General features: G+C 67.4%; 10 protein-coding genes. 5 read left to right on the top strand and 5 right to left on the bottom strand.

The genetic code is table 11. The features are described from left to right. Window positions 1-13 precede the first annotated feature (13 nt). Complete coding sequence (locus tag FG154_RS05300; protein ID WP_145104986.1) at window positions 14-646, top strand: RNA-binding protein; 633 nt, start codon at window positions 14-16, stop codon at window positions 644-646. After that, entirely contained in the window at window positions 643-3159 is a 2517-nt protein-coding gene (infB, locus tag FG154_RS05295) for a translation initiation factor IF-2 (RefSeq protein ID WP_145104984.1), read from the top strand. The genes FG154_RS05300 and infB overlap by 4 nt, the downstream gene beginning before the upstream one ends. Window positions 3160-3245: 86 nt before the next feature. Here infB and FG154_RS05290 read toward each other — a convergent pair whose 3' ends face one another. From FG154_RS05290 to FG154_RS05275, 4 genes are all read right to left on the bottom strand, one after another. After that, entirely contained in the window at window positions 3246-3386 is a 141-nt protein-coding gene (locus FG154_RS05290; RefSeq protein ID WP_044248362.1) for a hypothetical protein, read from the bottom strand. Between the two features lie 137 nt (window positions 3387-3523). Continuing rightward, window positions 3524-3922, bottom strand: a complete 399-nt coding sequence (locus tag FG154_RS05285; RefSeq protein ID WP_145104982.1) for a (deoxy)nucleoside triphosphate pyrophosphohydrolase — start codon at window positions 3920-3922, stop codon at window positions 3524-3526. After that, window positions 3919-5256, bottom strand: coding sequence for a bifunctional glutamate N-acetyltransferase/amino-acid acetyltransferase ArgJ (gene argJ, locus FG154_RS05280; protein ID WP_145104981.1), 1338 nt, complete (start codon window positions 5254-5256; stop codon window positions 3919-3921). The genes FG154_RS05285 and argJ overlap by 4 nt, the downstream gene beginning before the upstream one ends. A 22-nt stretch (window positions 5257-5278) precedes the next feature. Further along, window positions 5279-6133 carry a peptidylprolyl isomerase gene (locus tag FG154_RS05275; RefSeq protein ID WP_145104979.1) on the bottom strand — a complete coding sequence of 285 codons (855 nt, stop codon included), beginning with the start codon at window positions 6131-6133 and terminating at the stop codon, window positions 5279-5281. 198 nt (window positions 6134-6331) lie between these two features. On the opposite strand from FG154_RS05275, the gene secA reads away from it, so the two are divergent. The 3 genes from secA to FG154_RS05260 all read left to right on the top strand — a co-directional run bounded on the left by secA (window position 6332) and on the right by FG154_RS05260 (window position 11583). Continuing rightward, window positions 6332-9052 (top strand): preprotein translocase subunit SecA, encoded by a 2721-nt coding sequence (gene secA, locus FG154_RS05270; protein ID WP_145104977.1) that lies wholly within the window; start codon window positions 6332-6334, stop codon window positions 9050-9052. 146 nt (window positions 9053-9198) lie between these two features. Further along, on the top strand, window positions 9199-10068 hold the full coding sequence (locus FG154_RS05265; protein WP_145104975.1) for a hypothetical protein: 870 nt from the start codon (window positions 9199-9201) through the stop codon (window positions 10066-10068). A gap of 15 nt (window positions 10069-10083) precedes the next feature. After that, window positions 10084-11583, top strand: coding sequence for a phosphate ABC transporter substrate-binding/OmpA family protein (locus tag FG154_RS05260; protein ID WP_145104973.1), 1500 nt, complete (start codon window positions 10084-10086; stop codon window positions 11581-11583). On the opposite strand, the gene radC is transcribed toward FG154_RS05260, so the two are convergent. Then, window positions 11561-12325: a RadC family protein gene (gene radC, locus FG154_RS05255; protein WP_145104971.1), complete on the bottom strand. Its 765-nt coding sequence runs from the start codon at window positions 12323-12325 to the stop codon at window positions 11561-11563. The genes FG154_RS05260 and radC overlap by 23 nt on opposite strands. Between the last annotated feature and the right edge of the window lie 14 nt (window positions 12326-12339).

Genomic DNA, 12339 nt, shown 5'->3' with positions numbered 1-12339 from the left:
CCTCGCGAAGCCGATGACTCGCGGGGGCCGGGACGACATGCGGGACGAGCCGGAAAGGCGCTGCCTTGCCACGGGCGAGAGCGGGCCGAAGGCCGGCCTGATCCGCTTCGGGCTGGGCCCCGAGGGCGAGGTGGTGCCCGACATTCTCGGACGCCTGCCCGGGCGGGGCATGTATGTCTCGGCCGACCGCAAGGCGATCGAGAAGGCCGCGGCAAAAGGTCTTTTCGCCCGTGCCGCGCGCCAGCCGGTGAAGGTGCCGGAGGGGCTGGTCGATCTGGTCGAGGCGCAGCTCGCGCGGAGGGTGATCGATCTGATCTCGCTTGCTCGCAAGGCGGGAGAGGCGGTCGCCGGATACGAGAAGGTGAAGGACTGGCTGACCAAGGATGAGGCGAAAGTTCTCATCCAGGCCAGTGACGGGTCGGAGCGCGGCAAATCGAAGCTGCATCCGCCCAGTGGAAAGAGGTCGTTCATCGGCTGTCTGACTGCCCGGGAATTGGGTTTGGCATTCGGCCGTGAACATGCGATACACGGCGCGCTCGCGGCTGGTGGACTCACGACGCGCGTTCAGGATGAAGCGGCCAGACTGGCCGGGCTTCGCGGGCAGATCGGCGGCAGGGCCGCCGGAAGGGATACGAAAGACGCATGAGCGATACAGACGGCAAGAAACCCCTCGGCCTGGGTGGCGGCTCGCGTTCGGGCCAGGTGAAGCAGAGCTTCAGCCACGGCCGCACCAAGAGCGTCCTGGTCGAAACGAAGCGCAAGCGCGTGGTCGTTCCGAAGCCGGGTGCTTCGGGGTCTTCGACCACGACGAGTTCGCCGTCGCACCTCGGCGACCCGGCGAAGCGCCCCGCCGGCATCTCGGATGCCGAGATGGAGCGTCGCCTCGCCGCCCTGCGCGCTGCCAAGCTGCGCGAAGTCGAGGACGCCAAGCGCCGCGCCGACGAAGAGCGCCAGCGCGAGGAAGAACGCCAGCGCCGGCGCGAAGAGCTCGAGGCGAAGGAGCGCGAAGAGCGTGAGCGCGCCGAAGCCCTGCGCCAGAAGGCCGAGGAAGAGGAGCGCGCCCGCCGCGAGGCCGAAGAGGCCGCTCGCCGCGCCGAAGAGGCCAAGCGTGCGCCCGCCCCGGCTCCGGCCGCAACGCAGCCGAGCGCGGCCGACTCGCGCGCTTCGGCGCCGACCTCGGCCAAGCCGGGTCTTCCGCCCACGCGCAAGGAGCGCGAGCGCGAGGCCGATCGTGACCGCACGACCAAGAAGGACGATTCGCGCCGCTCGGGCAAGCTGACCCTGAACGAGGCGCTTTCGGGCGAGGGCGGGCGCACGCGCTCTCTCGCCGCGATGAAGCGCAAGCAGGAGAAGGCCCGCCAGAAGGCGATGGGCTTCGGCCACAAGGCCGAAAAGCAGGTGCGCGACGTGCAGCTGCCGGAAACCATCGTGGTGCAGGAACTCGCCAACCGCATGGCGGAGCGGGCGGCCGACGTGGTCAAGGCGCTCATGAAGATGGGCATGATGGTCACGATGAACCAGTCCATCGACGCCGACACGGCCGAGCTGGTGATCGAGGAATTCGGCCACCGCGCCGTCCGCGTCTCGGACGCCGACGTGGAGCATGTGATCGACACGGTCGAGGACAAGGCGGAGGATCTCCAGCCGCGTCCGCCGATCATCACGATCATGGGCCACGTTGACCACGGCAAGACCTCGCTTCTGGACGCGATCCGCAAGACGAGCGTCGTCTCGGGCGAGGCCGGCGGCATCACGCAGCACATCGGCGCCTATCAGGTGACCACCGAGAGCGGCGCGGTGCTGACCTTCCTCGATACGCCGGGCCACGCGGCCTTCACCTCGATGCGCGCCCGCGGCGCGCAGGTGACGGACATCGTCGTGCTGGTGGTGGCCGCGGACGACGCGGTGATGCCGCAGACCGTCGAGGCCATCAAGCATGCCAAGGCGGCCAAGGTGCCGATGATCGTCGCGATCAACAAGATCGACAAGCCGGACGCCGATCCGAACAAGGTCCGCACCGACCTGCTTCAGCACGAGGTCATCGTGGAGAAGATGTCGGGGGACGTGCTCGATGTCGAGGTCTCGGCGAAGACGGGTCTGGGGCTCGATGAGCTGCTCGAGAACATCGCGCTTCAGGCCGAGCTTCTCGACCTTCGCGCCAACCCCAAGCGGGCGGCGCAGGGGGCGGTGATCGAGGCCAAGCTCGACGTGGGCCGCGGCCCGGTCGCCACCGTGCTGGTGCAGCACGGGACGCTCAAGCGCGGCGACATCTTCGTCGTGGGTCAGCAGTGGGGCAAGGTCCGCGCACTGGTCAACGACAAGGGCGAGCGTGTGGACGAGGCCGGTCCGTCGGTCCCGGTCGAGGTTCTGGGTCTGAACGGGACGCCGGAAGCCGGTGACGTGCTGAACGTGGTCGAGACCGAGGCCCAGGCCCGCGAGATCGCCGACTACCGCGAGAAGGCGGCGCGTGACAAGCGTGCGGCTGCGGGCGCGGCGACGACGCTGGAACAGCTGATGGCGAAGGCCAAGGCCGATGCCGACGTGGCGGAGCTGCCGGTGGTCATCAAGGCCGACGTGCAGGGCTCGGCCGAAGCGATCGTCCAGGCGCTGGAGAAGGTCGGCAACGAGGAGGTCCGCGTGCGCGTCCTCCACTACGGCGTGGGCGCGATCACCGAGACCGACATCGGCCTCGCGGAGGCGTCGCAGGCGGCGGTTATCGGCTTCAACGTCCGGGCCAACGCCTCGGCGCGTCAGGCCGCGAATCAGAAGAGCGTCGAGATCCGCTACTACAGCGTGATCTATGATCTCGTGGACGACGTGAAGAAGGCTGCCTCGGGCCTGCTCAAGGCCGAAGTGCGCGAGCATTTCATCGGTTATGCCCGGATCCAGGAGGTCTTCCGCATCACCGGCGTCGGCAACGTCGCGGGGTGCCTGGTGACCGAGGGTGTGGCGCGGCGTTCGGCCGGCGTGCGCCTGCTGCGTGACAACGTGGTGATCCATGAAGGCACGCTGAAGACGCTCAAGCGCTTCAAGGACGAGGTCAAGGAAGTGCAGTCCGGTCAGGAGTGCGGCATGGCCTTCGAACGCTACGAGGACATCCGTGCCGGAGACGTCATCGAGATCTTCGAGCGTGAGGAAGTCGAGCGCAAGCTCGCCTGATCCGCAGGTCTTCTGCCGAAAAAGAAAGGCCGGGCGCTTGCCCGGCCTTTTCCTTCAACACTCCGGGCCGCCCGCCCGCAGGATCATCAGGCGGCGCGTTTCGATGGAATCGGGTATCCGACGAAGGTCTTTTCATCGACCCGGACCATCACCTTGCCATCGGCGAGCTGACCGATGAGAAGACCCTGAACCGAGACGCAGCTTCCGATCGTGATCGTCCTGAGCATCTGCTTTCCCCCAAAGAAGCATGTTTCCCCACGGACAGGTTAGTTACAAATCGATAAAGAAACACGCAGGATTTTGGTCGTAGAGCCTTATTGGGGTGCGGCAAATAAACGATTGATACCCTTCTGCCACAGGGACGTTACAGCCAGTCGCGCAGGATCGGGATGAGCGGCAGATCCGCCGGCGGCATCGGATAGTCGCGCAGCGCCTGCGGGCGCACCCAGGCGAGCTTCTGGCCCTCGTGCGGCTGGGGGATCCCCTCCCACCGGCGGCAGGCGAAGAGCGGCATCAGCAGGTGGAAGCTCTCATAGGCATGGCTTGCGAAGGTGAGCGGCGCAAGGCAGCTCGCCTTCGTGTCGATGCCAAGCTCTTCCCTCAGCTCGCGGATCAGCGCGGCCTCGGGGGATTCGCCGGGCTCGACCTTGCCGCCGGGAAATTCCCACAGTCCCGCGAGCGACTTGCCCTCGGGCCGCTGCGCCAGAAGCACGCGGCCGTCGCCGTCGATGAGGGCCACGGCCGAGACAAGCACAATCTTCACGAGCGATAGTCGGCGTTGATGTCGATGTAGCCGTGCGTCAGGTCGCAGGTCCAGACCGTGCGGCTGCCGGTGCCGAGGCCCAGATCCACCGCAATGACCAGATCGGACTGCTTCATGTAGGCCGCGCCGTCCTCCTCGCGATATTCGGGGCTGCGCCAGCCCTTCTCGGCGACCAGGATGTCGCCGAAACGGATCGAGAGCTTGTCGCGGTCGGCAGCCGCACCCGATTTGCCCACGGCCATCACGATGCGGCCCCAGTTCGGATCTTCGCCCGCGACGGCCGTCTTGACGAGCGGCGAATTCGCGATGGCCATGGCCACCCGGTGCGCGTCCTCGGGGCTTTGCGCACCCGTGACCCGAACCTCCACGAACTTCCTGGCGCCCTCGCCGTCACGCACCACCTGATGCGCAAGGTCCAGCATCACCCGCCCCAGCGCGGCCTCGAACTCGCGCCCCGCCTTGGAGCGGCCGTTGAGCTCGGCGGCCGGGCTCGCGCCGGTGGCGGCCAGCAGCAGCGCGTCCGAGGTGGACGTGTCGCTGTCCACGGTGATCGCGTTGAAGGTCGCCTCCACCTGCCGCGAGAGCATCTTCTGCAGGAGGGGCTGGGGGATCTTCGCGTCGGTGAAGATATAGACGAGCATCGTGGCCATGTCGGGCGCGATCATGCCCGAGCCCTTGGCGATGCCGGCGATGTGGATGGGGCCGCCCTCGCCCTCGACCACCGCAGAGGCGCCTTTGGGGAAGGTGTCGGTCGTCATCATCGCGCGCGCCGCCATTTCGATGGCCTCGCCCGACAGGGCTTCGACCAGCGCGGGGATCTGCGCGGTGATGCGCTCGTAGGGCAGCGGCTCGCCGATCACGCCGGTCGAGGAGGAAAAGACCCGCTCGGCGGGCAGATCCAGCGCCTCTGCCACGCCCCGGGTCACGGCCTCGACGGCCTCGACCCCCACGGCGCCGGTGAAGGCGTTCGAATTGCCCGAGTTCACGATGATGGCGGCGCCGGCCTCGGACGGCTGGCCGATCTTGGCCTGGCAATCCAGCACGCAGGCGGCGCGGGTGGACGAGCGGGTGAACACCCCCGCCATGGAGGTTCCGGGCGCCAGCCGGATCAGCATGACGTCCTTGCGGTTCTGGTAGCGGACGCCGGCCTCGACGGCGGCGAACTCCACCCCGCCGATGGCCGGCAGGGTGGGAAACGTTTCCGGGGCAAGCGGAGACACCATCCTGGCGCCTGCCGGCTTTGCGCCGGCCTTCTCGGCCTTTGCGCGGGCCTTGAGCTTCGACAACTTCTTCTTCAGCGCCCTGGCTTCGTCTTTCCAGTCCGTCTTGCCCATGCCCGTGCCTCCGGTTCGCGGATCAGTCGAGCAGTTCTTCCTTCCGAAGCGTCGCCGGGTCAATCCCCTCGCCGGGGCGGGCGATCGTTGCCTTGGCCGTCACCTCGTCGATGTGGCGGGCGATCGCCTCCTGTTCGATCTGACCGGCCAGCTCGTCGCGCATTTCGTCAAGCGTGGGCTTCTCGGCAATGCGCGTCTCGTTCAGCTTGACGAGGTGCCAGCCGAACTGGGTCTCGATCGGGCCGGCAACCTCGCCCGGCTTCATCCCGACGACCGCATCCTCGAAGGGCTTCACCATCATTCCCAGACCGAACCAGCCGAGCGAGCCGCCATTGGCCGCCGCACCGTCGGACGAATGCTCACGGGCCACATCGGCGAAATCGGCGCCCTCCTCGATCTCGGCCTTGAGGGTGGTGGCCTCTTCCTCGCTCTCCACCAGGATGTGCGAGGCGTTGTATTCCGTCTGCTCGGCCGCATCGGCAAAGCGGGCGTCATAGGCCGCCTGAAGGGCCTCGTCCGTCACGGCGCCTTCGACCACCCGGCGCATCGCCACGGCCGAGAGGAACCCGCGCTCTTCGTTCTGCAGCGACAGCTGGTCGCGCTTGGTCACCGTTCCCTCGATCGACTGCGAGAGGGCGGCCTGCTGGATCAGCTGCTCGAGGATGCCCTTGAAGAGCGCCTCGTCCGGCAGGCTCTGATACTGGTCCGGCAGACCGGCGCGGAGCGCGATCATGTGGCCGAGCGTGATGTCCTGCCCGTTGACCGTGGCCACCACCGTGTCCGCCGTCACCTCTTCCGCACGGACCGGAGCGGCCAGCGCCAGGGCGCAGAGGGCCGCGACGGAGGCACCCCGCCAGAACCTTGCAATGTTCGCCATTCTCACCTTCTCCTGAACGGGCGCGCCCTCGCGCGACGTTGACTTGACCCCTCCATCCCCTTACATCGCTTGGGTCGCGTGAGCCGGGGCCGGGCTGTCTGCCTTCTAGGAGACTACGGGCGGAAGGAGCAAGGCCGATGGGTCACACGATCATGTCAAGAGCACTTGGCTTGTCAGGAACGACCAGGCGGAGAAAACATGCTGGGTCTCGGAACGCTCGCGCGCAAGATCTTCGGAACGCCCAACGACCGCAAGGTTAAGTCCGTCAGGGGCATGGTGGCCCGCATCAACGAGCTCGAGGCCGAGTTCCAGGCCCTTTCGGACGAGGGGATCAAGCAGAAGACCGCCGAGTTCCAGCGCCGCGTGCAGCAGGATGGCGAGAGCCTTGACGATCTCCTGCCCGAAGCCTTCGCCAACTGCCGAGAGGGCGCGCGCCGCGCCCTTGGCCTCCGGGCCTTCGACGTTCAGCTGATGGGCGGGATCTTCCTGCATCAGGGCAACATCGCCGAGATGAAGACGGGCGAGGGTAAGACCCTTGTCGCCACCTTCCCCGCCTACCTGAATGCGCTCGCCGGCAAGGGCGTGCATGTCGTGACGGTGAACGACTACCTCGCCAAGCGCGACTCCGAATGGATGGGTAAGGTCTATGCCCAGCTCGGCCTGACGACGGGCGTGGTCTATCCCTTCCAGTCCGAGGAAGAGAAGAAGGCCGCCTATCGCGCCGACATCACCTACGCGACGAACAACGAGCTTGGCTTCGACTATCTCCGCGACAACATGAAGGCGTCGAAGGAAGAGATGAAGCAGCGCGGCCATTTCTTCGCCATCGTGGACGAGGTCGACTCGATCCTGATCGACGAGGCCCGGACGCCGCTCATCATCTCGGGGCCCAGCCAGGACCGCAGCGATCTTTACACCAAGGTGGACAAGCTGATCCCGGAACTCGTCGAGGAGCACTACAAGCTCGACGAGAAGACGCGGAACGTGACCTTCACCGAGGAGGGCAACGAGTTCCTCGAAAAGCGGCTGCACGAGACCGGCCTGCTGCCAGAGGGCCAGTCGCTCTACGACCCGGAAAGCACGACCATCGTGCACCACGTCAACCAGGGCCTGCGCGCCCACAAGCTCTTCCACCGCGACCAGCAATATATCGTCCGCAACGACGAGATCATGCTGATCGACGAATTCACCGGCCGCATGATGCGTGGCCGCCGCCTGTCGGACGGTCTGCATCAGGCGATCGAGGCCAAGGAGGGCGTCTCGATCCAGCCCGAGAACGTGACGCTCGCCTCGGTCACCTTCCAGAACTACTTCCGCCTCTACGACAAGCTGGGCGGCATGACCGGCACCGCGGCCACCGAGGCCGAGGAGTTCATGGAGATCTACGGCCTTGGCGTGGTCGAGGTGCCGACGAACCGCCCCGTGGCCCGGACCGATGAGCACGACGCCGTCTATCGCACCGCCCGCGAGAAGAACGACGGGATCGTCGCCTCGATCAAGGAGGCGCACGAGCGCGGACAGCCGATCCTCGTGGGCACCACCTCGATCGACAAGTCCGAGTCCTTGTCCGAACTGCTGAAGGCCGCGGGCATCCCGCACAACGTCCTGAACGCGCGCCAGCACGAACAGGAGGCGCAGATCGTGGCCGACGCGGGCAAGCCGGGCGCCGTGACGATCGCGACCAACATGGCCGGCCGCGGCACCGACATCCAGCTCGGCGGCAACGTCGAGATGAAGGTGATGCAGGCGCTGGCCGCCGATCCGACCGCGCACCCCGACGAGATCCGCGCCCGGATCGAGGCGGAACATGCCGAGGAAAAGCAGAAGGTCATCGAAGCCGGCGGCCTGTTCGTGCTCGGCACCGAGCGCCACGAGTCGCGCCGCATCGACAACCAGCTGCGCGGCCGCTCGGGCCGTCAGGGCGACCCGGGCCGCTCGGCCTTCTTCCTGAGCCTTGAAGATGACCTGATGCGGATCTTCGGCTCGGATCGGCTCGACAAGGTGCTTTCGACGCTCGGCATGAAGGACGGCGAGGCGATCGTCCATCCGTGGGTGAACAAGTCGCTCGAGAAGGCTCAGGCCAAGGTCGAGGCCCGCAACTTCGACATCCGCAAGCAGCTGCTGAAGTTCGACGACGTGATGAACGACCAGCGCAAGGCGATCTTCAGCCAGCGCCTCGAGATCATGGAGGCCGAGGATCTGTCGGACATCGCGCAGGACATGCGCTATCAGGTGATCGACGACCTGATCGACATGCACATGCCGCCTAAGAGCTACTCGGACCAGTGGGACGTCGAGGGGATGCACCGCGCGGTGATGGACAAGCTGGGCCTTGACGCGCCGATCGCGAAATGGGCGCAGGAGGAAGGCGTCGATCAGGATGTGGTGCGCGAGCGGCTGTGCGAAGCGGCCGACCGGCAGATCGCCGACAAGACCGCCGCCTTCGGCCCCGAGACCATGCGGTCGATCGAAAAGCAGATCCTTCTCCAGGCCATCGATGCGAAATGGCGCGAGCATCTGCTGACGCTCGAGCATCTGCGCTCGGTCGTGGGCTTCCGCGGCTATGCCCAGCGGGATCCGCTGTCGGAATACAAGACCGAGGCGTTTGCTCTGTTTGAGTCGATGCTGAACTCGCTGCGTCAGGATGTGACGCAGAAGCTGGCTCAGGTGCGCCCCCTGACCGAAGAGGAGCAGCAGGCCGTGATGCGCCAGTTCCTCGATCAGCAGCGCACGGCGGCCGAAGCGCCTGCATCGGTGCCCCAACCGCAGGCCGCCGTGGCGCCGCAGCCCGCCCCGGAACTCGTCGGCGCCGGGAACGGCGAATCGGAGCCTCGGAACTGGGCCGACGTGGCCCGGAACGACCCGTGCCCCTGCGGCTCCGGCCTCAAGTACAAGCACTGCCACGGCCGCCTCGACTGATTGTGGCGAAATTAAGGCTTGAACCGGCTTCTTTCTCACGCTGAGCGGGAGGAAGCCGGTGCTACCGGGCCTCGGCAAGTTGTTGCCACCAATTTGCCCCTTTTCCTCCTTATCAGCTTCTGACCGGCAGCAGGCAGGGCGGAAGGATGGAGCGGGTTCGGAAACTGGCAACAGCCGCGGTGACGGTGACGCTGGCGCTGGGTGCGGGCCACTATATGGAGCGGTCGGCCCAGCGGGCACGCGACGATCTGCGCCCGACCCATGTCATCCCCGTTTCCGCAGAGACCCCTGCAACCTCGGACACCGCCACGCCTGATCTTCTCCGTAGCTCGCCACCCGCAGGGACGGACACCGCCGCGGCCTGCCTCACCGGTCTGACGCTGGCGGCCGAGCCTGCGGCCATGCTGGCCCTGACCCTCATCGCCCCCTGCCGCGCCGACGAGCGCGTGGTGCTTCGGCATGGCGGCCTTGCGGTGACGGGGCGCCTCTCTGCGGCGGGCCACCTCAACACCCACCTGCCCGCACTCGACACCAAGGGCCGGGTGTCTGTCCTCTTCGCCGACGGATCGCACGCCGAAGCCGCCCAGCCGATACCCGAGGCGGCCGCCCTTCACCGCTTCGGTGTCCAGTGGCTCGGCGCGCACGGGATCGAGGTCCACGCCTTCAACGGTCCGGTGCGGCACGGCGGCCCCGGGCATGTCTCGGCCGTCGATCCGGGCCGCACCTCCGGGCGGGGCGGTTTCCTCTCGCTGCTGGGCGAGGCGGAGGTGCCGCTGCCCATGCTGGCCGAGATCTACACCTTTCCGGCCGCCGACACGCGCGCCACCGTCCAGCTCGAGGCCGAGGTGCGCGCCTCCACATGCGGCCGCGCCCTGCTGGCCGAGGTGGTCGAGAGCATCGGGGGGCGCGCCTCGGTCACCGAACTCACCCTGGACATGCCGCCGTGCGACGGTGTGGGCGGCCATATCGTGTTGAAGAATCTGCCCCGGGACCTGAATATGGCCGCTTCTCGGTAGGGCAGGCAGGGATTCATGGGTGTGAAAGGGTGGCACGCGGCCGGTCTCGCCGCGCTGTTCTGGCTGGCCGGACCGGCCTCGGCGCAGGACATCACCCTTACGTCGCGCAGCGGCGCCATAACGCTCGAGGGCACGCTGCTCGGCTTTGACGGCGAGTTCTACCGGGTCGGGACGAAATACGGCCCGCTGACGGTGGATTCGGCGGGTGTCACCTGCTCGGGGCCCGAATGTCCTGAATTGGTCGCGCCGCTCGCCGAGATCCGCATCCTCGGGGCGACCGAGGCGGAGCATGGCCTGCTGCCCCGGCTTCTGCGGGCGCAGGCCGCGGCACGCGGATATTCCCTCCGGCCGCTGACGGCGGATACGGGCTTCGCGACCGAGGTTCTGGACGGAAAAGGTTCGCCCGTGGCCCGGGTGAGTTTCACGCCAGCCACCCCGGCAAACGCCGCCGAGGCGCTCGCCTCTGGCGCGGCCGATCTGGTGATCACGGCCCATGCGGATCCCGACATGACGACCCGGGTGCTGGCCCTCGATGCGCTGGTGCCGATCGTGGCGACGGACAATCCGTTACCGCGCATATCCACCCGCGATCTCGCGCGGGCGCTGTCGGGAGAGGTGACGAACTGGAAAGACCTCGGCGGGCCTGACATGCCGCTCGTGCTCCATGCGCTGGCGCGCGACATCAGCCTTGAGGCCGCGCTCGAGGCGCGGCTTGGCCGCCCCATTGCGGCAAGCGTGACCCATGGCGATCTGGCGAGCCTCGCCGCGGGCGTGGCCCGTGATCCCTATGCGCTCGCGATTACGGGGCTCACGGCGCAGGGCAAGGCGCGCGCGCTGCCCCTGACCGACAGCTGCGGCTTTCCCCTCATCCCCTCGCCGCTCGCAGTGAAATCAGAGGACTATCCGCTCGCCCTTCCTGTCTTTCTCGTGACGCCGCGCCGTCGCCTCCCGCTTTTTGCGCGCGAGTTTCTCGAGTTTCTCTCGACGGCGCCCGCCCAGCGTGCGGTGGCCGAAGCAGGCTTCGTGGACCGTCGGCCAAGCCGCGTGCCCCTCGTGTCCGACGGGCAGAGGTTGATGAACGCGATCCGCGTGGCGGGCGAAGAGGTGCCGCTTGCGGAACTCAAACGGCTGACCAGCCTGATGGTCGGCGCAGAGCGCCTGTCGATCACCTTCCGCTTCGAGGAGGGTGGCAACACACTGGAGGAACAGAGCCGTGAGGGCCTGACGGAGCTCGTCAAGCTGGTGGAGGTCGGTCGCTTCCGGGACCAGCAGCTGATGCTGGTCGGATTTTCCGATGGACGCGGGTCGGCCGAGGCGAACCTCTCCCTCTCGCGCGATCGGGCCGCAACCGTGGCGAGGGCGCTGCAGGAGGCCGCCCCCGATCTTGCACCGCCGCTCGTCGAAGGGTTTGGCGAAGCCCTCCCCCTGGCCTGCGATACGACCGTGGCCGGGCGGCGCATGAACCGGCGGGTGGAGCTGTGGCTTCGGCCGCTCACAGGTAGCCCTGGGCCCTGAAGCTCAGCTCGCGCTCGCGGCCCACGATCAGGTGGTCGTGCAGCACGATGCCCAGCGTCGCCGCCGCGTCCTGGATCTGGCCCGTCATGGCGATATCCTGTTCCGAAGGTGTCGGATCGCCCGAAGGGTGGTTATGCACAAGGATCAGCGCCGAGGCGTTCAGCTCCAGCGCACGCTTGACCACCTCGCGCGGATAGACGGGCACGTGATCCACCGTTCCCCGCGCCTGCTCTTCATCGGCGATCAGGACGTTCTTGCGGTCGAGGAACAGCACCCGGAACTGCTCGGTCGCGCGGTGGGCCATGGCCGTATGGCAATAGTCGAGCAGCGCCGCCCACGACGACAGCACCGGCCGATGCATGACCCGTGCCCGCGCCATCCGCTGCGCCAAGGCCTCAACCAGCTTGAGATCCTGCGCCACCGCCTCTCCGACCCCGTCGATCTCGAGGAGCCGGACGGGTTCGGCGGCAATGACGCTGTTCAGGTCGCCGAACCGGTCGATCAGGCGCCGCGCCAGAGGCTTCACGTCCTGACGCGGAATGGAGCGGAACAGCAGCAACTCCAGCAGTTCGTAATCCGGCATGGCCGTCGCTCCACCCTCCCGAAACCTCAGGCGGAGGCGCTTGCGGTGATCGGCGATATAGGACGGCAGCCGGCCGGCGATCGGCGCTGCCGCAGCCTCATCCCCGTCGCCGGGGAAGAGGGGCAGCGCAGCTTCATGAAAGGCCCGAGTCGCACACATGGGGTCAGTCTGGG

This window comes from Cereibacter sediminicola (assembly GCF_007668225.1).
Lineage (GTDB): Bacteria > Pseudomonadota > Alphaproteobacteria > Rhodobacterales > Rhodobacteraceae > Cereibacter_A > Cereibacter_A azotoformans.
This window is presented reverse-complemented; position numbering and strand designations above follow the sequence as displayed.

Bases quoted from the DNA above. Each gene is read 5' to 3' on its own strand.
- FG154_RS05300 (WP_145104986.1), top strand. From the start codon at position 14: ATGACTCGCGGGGGCCGGGACGACATGCGGGACGAGCCGGAAAGGCGC.
- infB (WP_145104984.1), top strand. From the start codon at position 643: ATGAGCGATACAGACGGCAAGAAACCCCTCGGCCTGGGTGGCGGCTCG.
- FG154_RS05290 (WP_044248362.1), bottom strand. From the start codon at position 3,386: ATGCTCAGGACGATCACGATCGGAAGCTGCGTCTCGGTTCAGGGTCTT.
- argJ (WP_145104981.1), bottom strand. From the start codon at position 5,256: ATGGGCAAGACGGACTGGAAAGACGAAGCCAGGGCGCTGAAGAAGAAG.
- FG154_RS05275 (WP_145104979.1), bottom strand. From the start codon at position 6,133: ATGGCGAACATTGCAAGGTTCTGGCGGGGTGCCTCCGTCGCGGCCCTC.
- secA (WP_145104977.1), top strand. From the start codon at position 6,332: ATGCTGGGTCTCGGAACGCTCGCGCGCAAGATCTTCGGAACGCCCAAC.
- FG154_RS05265 (WP_145104975.1), top strand. From the start codon at position 9,199: ATGGAGCGGGTTCGGAAACTGGCAACAGCCGCGGTGACGGTGACGCTG.
- FG154_RS05260 (WP_145104973.1), top strand. From the start codon at position 10,084: ATGGGTGTGAAAGGGTGGCACGCGGCCGGTCTCGCCGCGCTGTTCTGG.
- radC (WP_145104971.1), bottom strand. From the start codon at position 12,325: ATGTGTGCGACTCGGGCCTTTCATGAAGCTGCGCTGCCCCTCTTCCCC.